This window comes from Sphingopyxis sp. 550A (assembly GCF_053569535.1).
In genome coordinates, this window is the sequence record NZ_CM131615.1 from 4199621 (window position 1) to 4214308 (window position 14688).

The 14688-nt window shown below is 63.4% G+C and carries 15 protein-coding genes and 1 pseudogene; 6 read left to right on the plus strand and 10 right to left on the minus strand.

Translation table 11 applies throughout. The annotated features are described in order from the left end of the window. From trbF to ACVENA_RS20420, 4 genes are all read left to right on the plus strand, one after another. The gene (trbF, locus tag ACVENA_RS20405; protein WP_449326819.1) at positions 1-684 is read left to right on the plus strand and encodes a conjugal transfer protein TrbF; all 684 of its coding nucleotides are present in this window, start codon (positions 1-3) and stop codon (positions 682-684) included. Further along, positions 681-1517 carry a P-type conjugative transfer protein TrbG gene (trbG, locus tag ACVENA_RS20410; RefSeq protein ID WP_449326820.1) on the plus strand — a complete coding sequence of 279 codons (837 nt, stop codon included), beginning with the start codon at positions 681-683 and terminating at the stop codon, positions 1515-1517. The genes trbF and trbG overlap by 4 nt, the downstream gene beginning before the upstream one ends. Before the next feature lie 116 nt (positions 1518-1633). Next, the gene (locus ACVENA_RS20415) at positions 1634-2734 is read left to right on the plus strand and encodes a TrbI/VirB10 family protein (RefSeq protein ID WP_449326821.1); all 1101 of its coding nucleotides are present in this window, start codon (positions 1634-1636) and stop codon (positions 2732-2734) included. After that, the gene (locus ACVENA_RS20420) at positions 2731-2952 is read left to right on the plus strand and encodes a DUF2274 domain-containing protein (protein WP_449326822.1); all 222 of its coding nucleotides are present in this window, start codon (positions 2731-2733) and stop codon (positions 2950-2952) included. Before ACVENA_RS20415 ends, ACVENA_RS20420 begins: the two co-directional genes overlap by 4 nt. On the opposite strand, the gene ACVENA_RS20425 is transcribed toward ACVENA_RS20420, so the two are convergent. The 4 genes from ACVENA_RS20425 to ACVENA_RS20440 all read right to left on the minus strand — a co-directional run bounded on the left by ACVENA_RS20425 (position 2949) and on the right by ACVENA_RS20440 (position 5718). Beyond that, positions 2949-3113 carry a hypothetical protein gene (locus tag ACVENA_RS20425; RefSeq protein ID WP_449326823.1) on the minus strand — a complete coding sequence of 55 codons (165 nt, stop codon included), beginning with the start codon at positions 3111-3113 and terminating at the stop codon, positions 2949-2951. The genes ACVENA_RS20420 and ACVENA_RS20425 overlap by 4 nt on opposite strands. 385 nt (positions 3114-3498) lie before the next feature. Then, positions 3499-4323 (minus strand): SDR family NAD(P)-dependent oxidoreductase, encoded by an 825-nt coding sequence (locus ACVENA_RS20430; RefSeq protein ID WP_449326824.1) that lies wholly within the window; start codon positions 4321-4323, stop codon positions 3499-3501. A 43-nt stretch (positions 4324-4366) separates the two neighbouring features. Continuing rightward, complete coding sequence (locus tag ACVENA_RS20435; protein ID WP_449326825.1) at positions 4367-4954, minus strand: isochorismatase family protein; 588 nt, start codon at positions 4952-4954, stop codon at positions 4367-4369. Positions 4955-4989: 35 nt separating this feature from the next. Continuing rightward, positions 4990-5718: a pirin family protein gene (locus ACVENA_RS20440; protein WP_449326826.1), complete on the minus strand. Its 729-nt coding sequence runs from the start codon at positions 5716-5718 to the stop codon at positions 4990-4992. Between the two features lie 199 nt (positions 5719-5917). Between ACVENA_RS20440 and ACVENA_RS20445 the strand changes: the two genes are divergently transcribed. Continuing rightward, a protein-coding gene (locus tag ACVENA_RS20445; RefSeq protein WP_257546647.1) for an IS3 family transposase occupies positions 5918-7281 on the plus strand; the annotation gives its coding sequence in 2 pieces (ribosomal slippage) (positions 5918-6265 and positions 6268-7281; 1362 coding nt in all). Between the two features lie 83 nt (positions 7282-7364). Continuing rightward, positions 7365-8051, plus strand: a pseudogene (locus tag ACVENA_RS20450) (arylsulfatase); the annotation flags it as partial. Between the two features lie 39 nt (positions 8052-8090). On the opposite strand, the gene acs reads toward ACVENA_RS20450, so the two are convergent. The 6 genes from acs to ACVENA_RS20480 are packed head-to-tail and all read right to left on the minus strand — an operon-like array spanning position 8091 to position 14688. Then, positions 8091-10013, minus strand: coding sequence for an acetate--CoA ligase (gene acs / locus ACVENA_RS20455; RefSeq protein ID WP_449326827.1), 1923 nt, complete (start codon positions 10011-10013; stop codon positions 8091-8093). Positions 10014-10025: 12 nt separating this feature from the next. Then, the gene (locus ACVENA_RS20460) at positions 10026-11126 is read right to left on the minus strand and encodes a zinc-binding dehydrogenase (RefSeq protein ID WP_449326828.1); all 1101 of its coding nucleotides are present in this window, start codon (positions 11124-11126) and stop codon (positions 10026-10028) included. Then, the gene (locus ACVENA_RS20465; RefSeq protein ID WP_449326829.1) at positions 11123-11863 is read right to left on the minus strand and encodes an SDR family NAD(P)-dependent oxidoreductase; all 741 of its coding nucleotides are present in this window, start codon (positions 11861-11863) and stop codon (positions 11123-11125) included. The genes ACVENA_RS20460 and ACVENA_RS20465 overlap by 4 nt, the downstream gene beginning before the upstream one ends. A 12-nt stretch (positions 11864-11875) precedes the next feature. Beyond that, the gene (locus ACVENA_RS20470) at positions 11876-12703 is read right to left on the minus strand and encodes an alpha/beta fold hydrolase (protein WP_449326830.1); all 828 of its coding nucleotides are present in this window, start codon (positions 12701-12703) and stop codon (positions 11876-11878) included. Between the two features lie 12 nt (positions 12704-12715). Beyond that, positions 12716-13750, minus strand: a complete 1035-nt coding sequence (dmpG, locus tag ACVENA_RS20475; RefSeq protein ID WP_449326831.1) for a 4-hydroxy-2-oxovalerate aldolase — start codon at positions 13748-13750, stop codon at positions 12716-12718. Next, positions 13747-14688: an acetaldehyde dehydrogenase (acetylating) gene (locus ACVENA_RS20480; RefSeq protein ID WP_449326832.1), complete on the minus strand. Its 942-nt coding sequence runs from the start codon at positions 14686-14688 to the stop codon at positions 13747-13749. Before ACVENA_RS20480 ends, dmpG begins: the two co-directional genes overlap by 4 nt.

A 14688-nucleotide genomic window follows, 5' to 3' on the forward strand; every position in this document is an offset into this window, starting at 1 on the left:
ATGTTCCGACGACCACAGCAACATTATGGCAAATCGCCCGAGCCGGTGACGCCCTATCAGCGTGCCGCGCAGATCTGGGACGACCGCATCGGCTCGGCGCGCGTCCAGGCGAAGAACTGGCGGCTCGCATTCTTCGGCTGCCTCGCGCTCTCGGGCGGGCTCGCCTCGGCGCTCGTCTGGCAATCGCTGCGCGGCACGATCACGCCCTGGGTGGTCGAGGTCGACAAGCTCGGCGAGGCGAGGGCCGTCGCGCCTGCGGACGCCGACTATATGCCGACCGATCCGCAGGTCGCCTTCCATCTCGCGCGCTTCATCGAGCACATCCGCTCGATCCCGGCTGATCCCGTCGTGCTGCGCGCCAACTGGCTCAGCGCCTATGATTTTGCGGCAACGTCGGGTGCGCAGGCGCTCAACGATTATGCCCGCAACAACGACCCGTTTGCCGAGGTCGGCAAACGGCAGGTCGCGGTCGATGTGTCGAGCGTGATCCGCGCGTCGAAGGAGAGCTTCCGCATCGCCTGGACCGAGCGCCGCTATCAGGACGGCGGCCTCATCGAAACCTCGCGCTGGTCGGCGATCGTGACCGTCACGATCCTGCCGCCGCGCACGCCCGAGGCCCTCCGGAAAAATCCGCTTGGGCTTCGTGTGACCGCGATCAATCTTTCGAAGGAGCTCAGTCAATGATGAGGATTTCCCTGCTTGCGGGCGCTGCCCTGCTCGCCATGCCGCTTCACGCCGCGCCCGGCGATCCTCGGACGCAGGTCGGTCGCGCCAATGATGCGGCTCGCGTCCAGCCCGAACTCACGACCTTCCTCAATGCCATCCAGCAATATGCCTGGGCCGAGGGCGCCCTGTTCCAGGTTTATACGGCGCCGGGACAGATCACTGATATCGCCCTTCAGGAAGGCGAGGAACTGGTTGGCCCGGGACCCGTCGCTGCGGGCGACACGGCGCGCTGGATTATCGGCGACACGCTGAGCGGCGAAGGCGGCGCGCGGCGCGTCCACATCCTCGTGAAGCCGACGCGTCCCGACATCATGACCAATCTCGTCATCAACACCAGCCGCAGAACCTATCACGTCGAGCTGCGCGCGACGCCCTCGACCTATATGGCGGCGGTCTCGTGGCGCTATCCGCAGGACGAGCTGATCGCGCTTCGCGCGGCCGAAGCCGAGCGTGTGCGGGCCGCGCCTGTCGCCGGCGGGATCGACCTGCCGTCGCTCAACTTCGCGTACCGGATCAGCGGCGACAAGGTGGCCTGGCGCCCGGTGCGCGCCTTCGACGACGGACGGCAGCTCTTCGTCGAGTTCGGGCCGTCGGTCGCGACCGGCGAAATGCCGCCGCTCTTCGCCGTCGGCCCAAAGGGCGCGGCCGAACTGCTAAACTACCGTGTCGACGGCCGCTTCATGATCGTCGATCGGCTGTTCGAACGCGGAGAGCTGCGGCTTGGGGCGGGGAAGGCGGCGAAGAGAGTCCGTATCGCTCGCGACACGCCCGCGCATCGGGGGCGCCCGTGATCCGGCCGGAGGACAAAGCGGGCGCCGCGCCCGTCGCTGATCCCGTGGAGGAAACGCAGTCCGTCGCGCCGGCCAGTCCGGGGGATTTTCGTCTCGAGGGAGAAATGCCGCAGGTCATGCGCCTGTCGCGCAAGGCCCTGGCGGTGCTTGGCGGGGCGGCGGGACTTGCGATCGGCGGGGCGCTGCTTTGGGCTTTGCGGTCGGTCGATCCGAAGGCGGCGCAGGAACTCTACGAGGTTACCGCGCAGAACCGGTCCGAAGCCGTCACCGGGGCACCCGCCGACTATGGCGCGGTCCCGAAACTTGGGCCGCCCTTGCCGGGCGATCTCGGGAGACCGATCGTCTCGGCGCAAAAGGCCGGCGAGACCGTTCCGGTTCCAGGCATGGGTCCGCCGCCGTCCGATCCCCGTCAGACGGCCTGCGAGCATGCAAGGCAGCGCGCCCTTCAGGAGCGCGAGGCAGCCGAAGGAAGCAGGCTCTTCCTTGGCAGCGGCGGAGCCGGAGCGTCCACTGCGGGGTTGGCGGAGGCATTTGTCGCCCCCGCCGCACCCACGAACGGAACCGCGGGTGCGGTGGGGTCGCGGAAGGCCTTCCTTGCGGGTGGCCCGCGACGCGCGACCGAAAGCGGCGAGCGCGTCGTTGCCCCGAGCTCGGCCGCCACCATCCAGGCGGGGACGGTCATTCCCGCGGCGCTCATCACAGGCATTCGTTCGGATCTTCCCGGGCAAATCATCGCGCAGGTAACGCAGAATGTCTATGACAGTCCGACCGGCCGGATTCTCCTCATTCCGCAGGGCGCACGGCTGGTCGGGGAGTATGACAGCGAGGTCGACGCGGGGCAGCGCCGGGTGCTGCTGGCCTGGGATCGCCTGATCCTCCCCCGCGGGCGCTCGATCCGCCTCGATCGCCAACCCGGCGCCGATGCGTCCGGGATGGCGGGGCTCGAGGATGGCGTGAACAATCACTGGGGCCGGATGATGCGCGCCGCACTCGTGTCGTCGCTGCTCGGCGTCGGGACCGAGCTCGCCGCCGGTGGAGAGGGCGATCTTGTTCGCGCGCTGCGATCGGGCCTGCAGGACAGCACGAACGAGGCAGGGCGCCGCATGGTCGAGCGGGAATTGTCGGTTCCACCCACCTTGACGGTGCGCCCCGGCTTCTCGTTCAGGGTCATCGTAACCCAGGATCTCGTGCTCGACGCCGTCGGAGAAAGGCAGTGACCAAGCTACGACTGGGCCCGATCGAGGAGGACAAGCCCGGGAAGCTGACGATCGAGCTTCCCGGCACCCTACTCCGGGATCTCGCCGACTATGCTGCAGTGCATGCAAAGGCGACGGGGCTTTCTTCGCCGCTGCCGGTGGAACGCCTCATCTCGCCGATGCTGGCGCGCTTCATGGCCGCCGACCGCGAGTTCGCCAAACTGCGCCGGCGAACCTAGGTCAGCTCGGCCGGATCGTCGGTCTTGGGCGCCCGCGCGTCGCCGTAATACATGACCTCCCAAAGCCCTTCCTGTTCGTGGCGATCGACGAGTTCGCCCTTGGCATAGGCTTCGATGGTGACCGGTCCCGTGACCCCAACAGAGGCGCCGTTGATTCGCATCAAGCGGACGAGAATGCGCTTCCAGCCCTTGATCGCTTCGCGGAAGATCAGGCGGTGGATGGCCCTCTCGATGCGGAAGGTGACGGCACATTTTTCGTCGCCCTTCTCGTAGATATAGCGCGTGGTGACCGGCCCCCACCGAGTGGCCCGTGTGGATTGTTAGTGCATTGACGCCTTCGAGATGGGCGATCTCATCGGACGTGCGATGTTGAAAGACACGCCGAAGATATATTCGCTGCCTCTGGGACAGCTTCTCAAATGCCCTACCCGTGATTCGCTCCTTCTTCGATAAAATCGCTGCCTATGTATCCATGTCATATTATGCGGGCTGGTTCACTGCTCGTTGGCTTCCAAATCGGAGATCGATCGACCGGCAATTTATAACTCAGGCCGCAGTGGTCGATGCGAACTTCGCAGCCATACGGGCCGTTTCTGCATCATCGCGCCAACCTGCCGTCGCGCCGCCATCGACGACGAAATTCTGGCCTGTTACCCAGCTCGCTTCATCAGATGCCAGATATAGCGCCATATATGCGATGTCTTCGCCCTTGCCGGGGCGCTGGATCAAGGCATTCCCGATTTGCCAAGCCCTACCCTCGGCGTCCACGGCCTGGTCGGTGGCAGGGGTGCTAATGAACCCCGGCGATATGCAGTTCGCGCGAATACCGTGAACCGCGCCTTCTACGGCGAGCGAGCGCGTCATGGCGATTACGCCGCCCTTGGCAGCGGCGTGGGCGACTTGGGCAAGAGGCTCAATCCCGCGAAGTCCGGAGTATGAACCGATGTTGATCAACGCTCCGCCATTCTCGATCAATAATGGCCAAGCCGCTCGGGTGGTGTGGAACACGAGGTCCAGTTCCACCGTCATGACGTGACGCCAGAGCGCGAAGTCCATCTGCGCAAACGGCGCGAAACCGAAGCCAGATGCGTTATTATAAAGTATGTCGAGACCGCCCATCCGTTCGGCTCCATCGACCACCCAAGCCGCAGATTGTTCGGGGTCGGACAAGTCTACCGTGCTTCCCCAAATATTATATCCTTCGGCGCGAAGGGCTGCCGCGTTCGCCTCGGCAGTGCCGGGCTTGAGATCGCAACCGATAACCGTTGCCCCTTCGCGAGCGAACAAGCGCTGTGCTACTTCGCCCTGCCCACCACCCGTTCCGGTGATGAGCACGCGCTTTCCCGCAAGCCGGCCCTTTGCTTTAGACATGGCACATTCCTCCATTTGATGAAATTGCGTGAAATCGAAAATGTCAGCCCTGCAGCGAAGGCATGACAACCTCCTGGACAATCGCACTTCCTTCCGGTGTGCTCCAATCCCCTACGAGTTCGGCGATTACCTGGTTGGTGCTGGACAGCGTAACGCCACCCCGCTCCATCCGGCGCAACGCCATATCGTCCCCGATAGTGCTTGGTGAACCGCCCGCATCAGCGATGACCTGAACGTCGTACCCCTGTCCCACAAGAGTCAGTGCGGGATATACCGTGCAAACGTCATTCGTAACGCCGGCGATAATCAACTTCTGGCGGTCGGTTGCCCGCACGGCCTGAACGAAATTGGGATCGTCCATCGCATTCACGATTCCAAGCCGCTTCACCCGAGTTGCGAATGCTTCGGGCAGAATCTCTTCAAGTTCCCCGAGCAGCGGGCCTTGCGCATAATCTTCCATGCTGGACGTCAGTACGACCGGCATGTTCAGAATACGCGCGGTCTTCGCAAGCATCAGCGCGTTTCGCTTCATTTCTTCAAATGAAAGAGATTTGACCCACCCCATTGTGCCGACCTGGTGGTCAATCAAAAGCATGGCGGCGGTTTCGCCAGTAAAGCGTTGGAAAGTCATGATCGTAATTCCTGCTGCTGTTGAATGTTCATTACTCAGGCGCGCTCCGCCGCAGTTCCGGCGAAGCACATGATACGGGCAGGCGCCTCGCCGGCGACAAGGTGGATGACACGTTTCTCCCGTTCAGCCGGATAGAGAAGCGCTTCGGGCCGCTCGATGTCGAATACCACGCCATCGACAGCCACCTGTCCCGAAATCGGGATAAAGAAGGCCGTCTCGCGCGCCGGCAATGGCATTTCGAATTCGGCTCTGGAATCGAGAGCGATGTCTAGCATCGTAACAGGCGTCGGCGGCGATAGCGGCGACACGGCGCCCTCGAAGGAACCGAGCGCAACGCGGACGATGGCTCCCGGCCGTTGAACGATTGGAATTTCGTGGGGTACGAGACTTATGGCGAACGGTTCGCCGGTTGCCGCCGTAGGAGGCAAAGCCACGAAAATCTGCAACGAATGGACGGTGCGCCCCTCATGCGCCGGCACCTCCTCATGCACAACGCCGCGTCCAGCTGTAAGCCAGTGCAGTCCGCCTGGCTCAATGACGTTCTGATTGCCCAGATCGTCACGGTTGGCAATCGCGCTTTCGGAGTCGCTGAAAACGTAGGATACTGCCGCGATACCTGCGTGACGGTGCGGCGGGAACGTGGGTCCCGCCATCCATGCGTGGTCGACACCGATGAATGGCGCGATCCGGGCATCTTCACCGCGAAGTACCTGTGCATGAAAATGGGTTCCGTGATTGACCTTTTGCATGGCTAGCTTGCGCATTCTGCGGTCTCCAATAAGAGAAATTCTGACTTTTTATCGGAACCTGGGCCGCTGAGATAAAGTGGTCGCTTTGGATTACATTGATCCGTTGGTGGACCAATATGGTGCGGCCAGTGTCCGCCGTCAGCACCAATGGCGCATATTTGAGGTTGTGATTTAAGGAGGATTTGGGCTTCGTCGTAGTGACGAAGGAACGAAGATGAAGCCCAAATCCTCCTTGAAAAAATCGGCGCCGAAGGCCCCAGCTGAGCGGGTGGTGAAGGACATACGGCGTGCGACGCGCCGGCACTTCTCTGCAGAGGACAAAATCAGGATCGTGCTGGAGGGGCTGCGCGGCGAAGACAGCATCGCCGAGCTGTGCCGCAAGGAAGGCATCGCCCAGAGCCTGTATTACACCTGGTCGAAGGAGTTCATGGAAGCGGGCAAGCGTCGTCTGGCCGGCGATACCGCCCGAGCTGCGACCACCGGCGAGGTGCACGACCTGCGCCGCGAAGCCCGTGCCCTGAAGGAATGCGTGGCCGACCTGACGCTGGAAAACCGTCTGCTCAAAAAAAGCATGATCGCGGATGGGGGCGACGAAGAATGAGGTATCCCGCATCTGAGAAGCTCGAGATCATCAGGATCGTCGAGCAGTCGCATCTGCCCGCCAAGCGGACGCTGGACCAGCTCGGCATCCCCCGCCGGACCTTCTATCGATGGTATGACCGCTACCTCGAAGGCGGGCCGGAGGCGCTGGAGGATCGGCCATCGGCGCCGAGCCGGGTGTGGAATCGCATCGGCAACGATATCCGGGACCAGATCGTCGAGATGGCGCTGGAGACGACCGAGCTATCCCCTCGCGAACTGGCGGTGCGGTTCACCGACGAGAGGCGCTACTTCGTGTCGGAAGCCACGGTTTACCGCCTGCTCAAGGCCCATGATCTGATCACCAGTCCGGCCTATGTCGTGGTCAAGGCCGCCGATGCGTTCCACACCAAGACCACCCGACCGAACGAGATGTGGCAGACCGATTTTACCTACTTCAAGATCATCGGGTGGGGCTGGCTGTACCTGTCAACCGTGCTCGACGACTTCTCACGCTACATCATTGCCTGGAAGCTGTGCACCACCATGCGGGCCGAGGACGTCACCGACACGCTGGACCTCGCCCTGGCGGCTTCCGGATGTGACAGCGCCACGGTGCTGCACAAACCCCGACTGCTCAGCGACAACGGCCCGAGCTACATCGCTGGGGAACTGGCCGAATATATCGAGGCCAACAAGATGACCCATGTCCGCGGTGCCCCGATGCATCCGCAGACCCAGGGCAAGATCGAGCGCTGGCACCAGACCCTCAAAAACCGCATCCTGCTCGAAAACTACTTCCTGCCTGGCGAACTTGAAGCCCAGATCGAGGCCTTCATCGACCATTATAATCACCGCCGATACCACGAGAGCCTCGGCAACGTGACGCCTGCTGACGCCTACTTCGGCAGGGCACCCGCCATCATCAAACAGCGCGAAAGGATCAAACGACAGACTATCGAATATCGGCGCTTGCAGCACCGAAAGCTCGCCGCCTAATATCAATCCCAAGACGAGGCCCGCTCTCCGCTAATTTACGCCACGAGTTGCGCCAAATGTTCTGACGACGGACACTCGAAAATACGATCATCCTGTTCATGTCCGACAACGGGGCCGATGCACTGGTTCTTGGGAAACCGCTCAATCCGAACAATGTGAACGAACCCATGAAGGTTCCCAACGACAACAGCCTTGCCAACCTTGGAGCAGGCGACTCCTATTTCAGCTATGGTCCCGAATGGGCCGCGGCGAGTTCCGGTCCGTTCGCCGGCGAGAAGGGCCTCACTACAGAAGGAGGCATACGAGCGCCTGCCATCGTGGCCGGCTCTGGCATCCGGAACGGGACAAGCAACGCAGTGCTTCATGTACTTGACGTCATGCCTACGATGCTTTCGCTAGCCAATGCGACGAGACCAAGCGCCGAACGCACGGCGGGGCGTGACTGGAAGCCGCTACTGAAGAATGGCGCGCGCGCGGTTCGGCGCGACGATGAACCGCTCGCCTGGGAGCTTTTTTACCGGGCGGCGATCCGCAAGGACGGCATGAAGGCCGTCTACCTCCCAAACAAGATTCCGCTTTTTGGAAAGATCACCGAGCCGGGATCGGTGCAATGGCGACTCTATGACATCGGGAAAGATCCCGGCGAGACCCGAAATCTAGCCAAAAAAAGGCCCGCCTTGCTTCAAAAACTCCAGCAACTCTGGCGACACTATGCCGTCGCGAATGGTGTTGTAACCTTACCCGAAGATGCAATCGGAGACGCACCTTAAGTGGAAGGCAGCGCAAGCCTCGGCTGGCGCGGCAGGCTCTCACTTCACGCGATGTGCCGTCAGATGAGCCACCACCGAGGGGTCGGCGAGGGTGGAGGTATCGCCAAGATCGCTGGCATCGCCCTCGGCGATCTTGCGCAATATCCGCCGCATGATCTTGCCCGAACGCGTCTTGGGAAGCCCGGGCGCGAACTGAATGGCGTCGGGCGTCGCGATCGGTCCGATTTCGGACCGCACCCATTGCCGGAGGCTCCCTCGCAGCTCTTCGGTTGGCTCGCGGTCGGCCTTGAGCGTCACATAAGCGTAGATCCCCTGCCCCTTGACCTCGTGCGGCATGCCGACCACCGCCGCCTCGGCAACATCGGGGTGCAAAACCAGCGCGCTCTCAATCTCGGCCGTACCCATGCGGTGGCCCGAGACGTTTATGACGTCATCTACGCGCCCGGTGATCCAGTAATAGCCGTCCGTATCGCGCCGGCAGCCGTCGCCGCTGAAATATTTGCCGGGGTAGGTCGTGAAATAGGTCTTAAAGAAGCGTTCGGGATCGCCCCAGACGCCGCGCATCTGCCCCGGCCAGGACTGGGCGATCACCAGATTGCCCTCGGCAGCGCCTTCGAGAAGGCGTCCTTCGGCATCGACGAGTTGCGGCAGCACACCGAAAAAGGGCTCAGTCGCCGAGCCAGGCTTGAGGTTCGTCGCGCCGGGCAGCGGCGCGATCATCGCGCCGCCTGTTTCGGTCTGCCACCAGGTGTCGATGATCGGGCACCGCCTCTCGCCGACCGCCTCGTGATACCAGCGCCACGCCTCGGGGTTGATCGGCTCGCCGACGCTGCCGAGAAGCCGCAGCGATTGCCGGCTGGTCGTGGCGACATGTGCGTCACCCTCGCGCATCAGCGAACGGAGGACAGTCGGCGCGGTATAGAGTATCTCGACCCGGTGGCGGTCGACGATTTCCCACATCCGGCTTGGCGACGGCCAGTTCGGAAGCCCTTCGTACATCAGCGTGGTCGCGCCGTTGGCGAGCGGTCCATAGACGATATAGCTGTGTCCGGTGACCCAGCCGATGTCCGCCGCGCACCAGTAGATCTGTCCCGGCCGATAATCGAAGAGCAGTTCGTGCGTCATGCTCGCCCAGAGCAGATAGCCTGCGCTCGTATGCAGGACGCCTTTGGGCTTGCCGGTCGAACCCGAGGTATAAAGGATGAACAGCGGATCTTCGGCGTCCATCGCTTCGGCGGGGCAATCCGGCGATACCTCGCGCACGAGTTCGTCATACCAGCGATCCCGGCCATCGGTCATCGCGATGCGTCCACCCGTTGCACGCACGACCACGACCTTCTTCACGCCGGGACACTGCCCAAGTGCCTCATCAACATGGGCCTTGAGCGGAACGTGGCGCCCTCCGCGGCGTCCTTCGTCCGCGGTGATCACCAGCGTCGAACCGCTGTCGATGATCCGCCCGGCGAGCGCGTCGGGCGAAAAGCCGCCGAACACGACCGAGTGGATCGCACCGATTCGCGCGCAGGCGAGCAGCGCCACGGCCGCTTCGGGGATCATCGGCATATAGATGGTAACCCGGTCGCCCTTGTCGATGCCCGATTGCTTCAGCGCATTGGCGAAGCGGCATACTTCGGCGTGCAGTTCGCCATAGCTGATATGGCGCGCCGTTTCCTCAGGGTCGTCGGGCTCCCAGATGATGGCGGTCGCGCCGGCCCGTTCGGCAAGGTGGCGGTCAAGGCAGTTCGCCGCGACGTTGAGCGCGCCGTCGGCGAACCAGGAAATCCGGAAATCGGCTTCGTCGAACGAGCAATCCGCACCCTTCGTCGGAAAGCGCAACCAGTCGAGCCGCCTCGCCTGTTCGAGCCAATAGGTCCCCGCCATGTCCAGGGACTGCGGATATTGACGGCGATATGCGGCCGCGTCGACATGCGGGGCGATTTCGTCTTGATGGATCGACTGCATTTTCGGCCTTTCCTATGCCCGCGCGGCGGGGGTGATCACGACCTTGCCGGCGCTTCCCGAGGTCACGAGATCGAGCGCCCCTGTTGCATCCTCGAGCGCGCAGCGATGAGTGATCAGTTCGGCGAAGGGGAAATCGGCATGATGCCGCGCCGCGACCTGCATCGCGTCATGATAGTGGTGCGCCTGCGCATATTGGGTGCCGACGAGCCGCAGGCTCTTCTGCACGACGAGGGACGGATCGAAAGGCTGTTCGCCCTGGCTCGCCCAAAGACCGATCAGTAGATAGGTTCCGTTGTGGGCACAGAGGTGCAACCCTTCTGCAAAGGCGCTGCGATGCCCGGTTCCCTCGATCACCATATCGGCGCCGCGGCCGCCCGTAGCCGCAGCAACCGCATCCGCGCGCACTTCGATCGACGTAGCGCTCAGGTCGAGGGTCACAGTGGCACCGAAACGGCGCGCGAAGTCGAGGCGCAGCGGTGATGCGTCGATCGCGACGATCGAGCGCGCGCCCGACAGCGTCGCCATCAGCACCGCCGCGAGGCCGATCGGGCCGGAGCCCTGGACGACGACCGACTGCATCGGCTTGATGCCGCCCGCGCGTTCGAGACCCTGCAGCACCGCCGGCAGCGCGCAACCGAAGGCGATGACCGCCTCGCTCGGCACGCCGTCCGGGATACGGTAGAAGGCGGTATCGCGCGAGAGCGTGACATAGTCGGCATAGCTGCCCCAGGTCGGCGCGTCGATCGGACCGAACCAGGTCGCATTGGTGCAGCAGGAAAAATCCTTCTCGACGGTGCAGTGCCAGCAATGGTGGCAGGGTGCGATCGGGCACCAATAGATACGGTTGCCGCGCGCCACGGGCACCCCGGCATGGTCGCGGGTCACCGCGGCATCGAGAATTTCGAGGATGCCGACGCCCTCATGACCGAGGACGATGGCGAAGGGGAGCAGAAACTCGCCCTTCGTCATATGGACATCGCTGCCGCAGACGCCGCCGAGCTCGACGCGCGCGACGACCCCGCCCGCCATCGGCAGCGGAACGTCGAGCCGCGCCATGACCAATTCGTCGGGCCCTTTCAGCACCACGGCCCGGCCGGTGCGGACGCCCGTCACAGCTTCATCATCCCGCCGTCGACGACGACCGTCTGGCCGGTCACGAAGGCCGCGTCGTCGCTGGTCAGGAACAGGATCGGGCCGACGATGTCGCCGGGCACCGCAAAGCGGCGGATCGCCTGCTGCTGCCACACCGCGCCGGTGATGTCGTCGGGCATGATGCTCGTACCCGGCGTCTGGGTGATCGCGGGCGCGATGGCATTCACGGTGATCCCCGCCTCAGCGAGGTCGTTCGCGAGGCCGCGGGTCAGCCCGATAACGCCCGTCTTGCTCGCCATATAATGGCTGAGGCCGGCAAGGTTCGTTCCGATCGAATTGGACGAGATGTTGACGATCCGCCCCCATCCCTTCTCCCTCATCAGCGGCGTAAAGGTCCGAGCGCCAAGGAAGGCGCCTTCGAGATTGATGCGGATGACCTTGCGGAACAGGTCGGGATCGAGCTGGTCAAGCGGGGCAAAAGGGTAGATGCCGGCATTGTTGACGAGAATGTCGGCGCGCCCGAACCGTTCGATGACGGCGTCGCGCGCCGCGGCCCAGTCGCTTTCCGAACCCACGTCGCAGCGCGCGTAGATCGCCTCGCCGCCAGCCTCTTCAATGCGCGCCAGCGTCTCGCCGCAATTGTCGACGTCGAGCAGCGCGAGGGCGTCGCCGCGCCCAGCCAGTCGCACCGCCAGTTCCTGCCCTATGCCCTTGGCTGCCCCGGTTACGACCGCAACCTTGCGTTCGCCGTTCATCATCTCTTCCCCTTCTCAATCCGTCAGGAAATCGGCGACAAGCATGTTGAAGCGAGCGGCCTGCTCTATCTGGGTCCAGTGGCCGCAGTTACCGAACATATGGAGCTCGGCATTGGGCAGCAGGTCGAACAGGCGTTGCGCGTTGCTCGCCGGAATCACCTTGTCCTCGCGGCCATGGACGATCAGTGTAGGATGTTGCAGACTGGCGATCTGGACTTCGTCCGAAGCCAGAGCCTCGATGCCCGCCTGTCGCGGCGCCGGAAACATGCTGCCGAAGCTTTCCTGGAAACCCGGCCGGATGCTGGCATTGTAGCGAAGCTCGGCAAGCTCGTCGCTGACCAGTTCGCGATTATGAGCGAAGATGTCGAGAAGGCGGCGCATATTCTCGATCGACGGTTCATAGCCCCAAACCGCATCGAGGCCGTCGGTCAGCGGGAAGGAAATGCCGACGCTGCCCATCAACACAAGCCGCCTGACCCGCTCGGGAAACCGGATCGCGAAGGCGAGCGCGAGGCCGCCGCCGAAACTGTTGCCGACGATGTCAGCCTTTTCGATGTCGAGCGCATCCATGAATTCGGCGAGATGCCGGATCCACAAATCCCTGCCATAGACGGCGCCGTCCGGGCGCTGTGTAAATCCGAATCCGGCCATATCGGGCGCGATGACGCGTTTCGTTTTCGCGAGCGGGCCGATGTTGAGCCGCCAGTTGGCCCAGGCCGAGACGCCGGGCCCCGAACCGTGGATCATGAGAACCGGGCCGCCGCTCCCTTCGTCGTGATAATTGGTCCGGATCGATCCGGCGTCGATTGAACGGGCGATTTCGGGATTGGTTTGAACTGACATGTGAAGTCCTTTTCAGGCAAGGTCACGGTTGCGAAGCATGTCGAGCGCGACGTCGACGATCATATCCTCCTGCCCGCCGACCATCTTGCGGCGTCCGAGTTCGACCAGGATGGCGTGGGTGTTGAGGCCGTGCTCGGCCGCCGCCTTTTCGGCATGGCGGAGGAAGCTGGAGTAGACCCCCGCGTATCCCAGCATCAGCGTCTCACGGTCGACGCGCACCGGGCGGTCCTGCAGTGGGCGGACGAGGTCCTCGGCGGCATCCATCAGCGCATAGAGGTCGCATCCATGGTTCCAGCCGTGAACGTCGGCGGCGGCAATGAACACTTCGAGCGGGGCATTGCCCGCGCCCGCGCCCATACCGGCAAGGCTGGCATCGACGCGGACCGCACCGTTCTGGACCGCAACGATGCTGTTCGCGACGCCGAGGCTGAGGTTGTGGTGGGCATGCACGCCGCGCTGCGTTTCAGGTTTGAGAACCCGGTCATAGGCCTGGCAGCGCGCGGCATATTGATCCATCGTCATCGCGCCGCCGCTGTCGGTGACATAGACGCAGTGCGCGCCATAGCTTTCCATGAGCAGGGCTTGGCTCGCAAGCGCGTCGGGCTCGGACATATGGCTCATCATCAGGAAGCCCGACACGTCCATGCCCAGGTTCCGCGCGGCCTCGATATGCTGCTTCGACACATCGGCCTCGGTGCAATGCGTCGCGATGCGCACCGAACGCACGCCGAGATCATAGGCGCGCTTGAGGTCGTGAACCGTACCGATACCGGGGAGCAGCAAGGTGGTCAGCACGCTATGCTCGAGCACCTCGGCGACCGCGCCGATCCACTCCCAGTCGGTGTGGGCGCCGAAGCCGTAGTTGAAGCTCGATCCCTGCAATCCATCGCCGTGCGCGACCTCGATCGCGTCAACCTTCGCCCGGTCGAGGGCGCGGGCGATCGCCTGCACATGATCGAGGCCGTACTGGTGGCGGATCGCGTGCATGCCGTCGCGCAGCGTGACGTCCTGGATGTAGAGCTTGGTGGTCGTCGGGTCGAAGCTCATGCGGCGACTCCTTCGTTCATGCGGAGCGCGATCTTCTCGGCGGTCTTCAGCGCCGCCGAGGTCATGATGTCGAGATTGCCGGCATAGGCCGGAAGATAATGCGCCGCGCCCTCGACCTCGAGGAAGACACTGACCTTGAGGCCCGTGAAGCTGCCGCCCATTTCGGGGATGCGCAAGGGTGCGTTGCTGCCGATGCTTTCGAATTGCACCGCCTGTTTGAGACGGTAGCCGGGGACATAGGCCTGCACCTCGGCGACCATATCCTCGACGCTCTGCGCAATCGCGTCGCGGTCGGCGTCGTCGCAGAGACAATAGACGGTGTCGCGCATGATCAGCGGCGGTTCGGCGGGATTGAGCACGATGATCGCCTTGCCGCGCGTCGCGCCGCCGACCTTAACGATCGCCTCGCTCGTCGTTTCGGTGAACTCGTCGATGTTCGCGCGGGTGCCGGGGCCGGCGCTTTTCGAAGCGATCGAGGCGACGATCTCGCCATAATGCACCTTCGCGACGCGGTTCACCGCCGCGACGATCGGGATCGTCGCCTGCCCGCCGCAGGTCACCATATTGACGTTCGCGGCGTCGAGATTGGCGTCGCCGTTGACCGGCGGGATCGTATAGGGACCGATCGCCGCCGGTGTCAGGTCGACGACGCGCTTCCCGTGCGCGATCAGCACTTCGCTGTGCCGCTTGTGTGCGCCCGCAGAGGTCGCATCGAAAACGATCGCGATATCGGCAAAGCCGGGCATTGCGACGAGCCCGTCGAGCCCGTCGGCGGTGATCGGCACCCCCAGCCGTTCGGCGCGTTTGAGCCCGTCGCTTTCGGGATCGATGCCGACAAAGGCACCCATCTCCAACACCTCTGACAGCCGCATGATCTTGATCATCAGGTCGGTGCCAATGTTGCCCGACCCGATGACCGCAACTTTCGTTTTCGCCAT

Excerpts from the sequence above, each read along its gene's own strand:
- ACVENA_RS20425 (WP_449326823.1), bottom strand. The coding sequence starts at position 3,113 with ATGCGAATCAACGGCGCCTCTGTTGGGGTCACGGGACCGGTCACCATC.
- ACVENA_RS20470 (WP_449326830.1), bottom strand. The coding sequence starts at position 12,703 with ATGTCAGTTCAAACCAATCCCGAAATCGCCCGTTCAATCGACGCCGGA.
- ACVENA_RS20415 (WP_449326821.1), top strand. The coding sequence starts at position 1,634 with ATGCGCCTGTCGCGCAAGGCCCTGGCGGTGCTTGGCGGGGCGGCGGGA.
- ACVENA_RS20440 (WP_449326826.1), bottom strand. The coding sequence starts at position 5,718 with ATGCGCAAGCTAGCCATGCAAAAGGTCAATCACGGAACCCATTTTCAT.
- dmpG (WP_449326831.1), bottom strand. The coding sequence starts at position 13,750 with ATGAGCTTCGACCCGACGACCACCAAGCTCTACATCCAGGACGTCACG.
- trbF (WP_449326819.1), top strand. The coding sequence starts at position 1 with ATGTTCCGACGACCACAGCAACATTATGGCAAATCGCCCGAGCCGGTG.
- trbG (WP_449326820.1), top strand. The coding sequence starts at position 681 with ATGATGAGGATTTCCCTGCTTGCGGGCGCTGCCCTGCTCGCCATGCCG.
- acs (WP_449326827.1), bottom strand. The coding sequence starts at position 10,013 with ATGCAGTCGATCCATCAAGACGAAATCGCCCCGCATGTCGACGCGGCC.
- ACVENA_RS20430 (WP_449326824.1), bottom strand. The coding sequence starts at position 4,323 with ATGTCTAAAGCAAAGGGCCGGCTTGCGGGAAAGCGCGTGCTCATCACC.
- ACVENA_RS20435 (WP_449326825.1), bottom strand. The coding sequence starts at position 4,954 with ATGACTTTCCAACGCTTTACTGGCGAAACCGCCGCCATGCTTTTGATT.
- ACVENA_RS20465 (WP_449326829.1), bottom strand. The coding sequence starts at position 11,863 with ATGATGAACGGCGAACGCAAGGTTGCGGTCGTAACCGGGGCAGCCAAG.
- ACVENA_RS20480 (WP_449326832.1), bottom strand. The coding sequence starts at position 14,688 with ATGGCGAAAACGAAAGTTGCGGTCATCGGGTCGGGCAACATTGGCACC.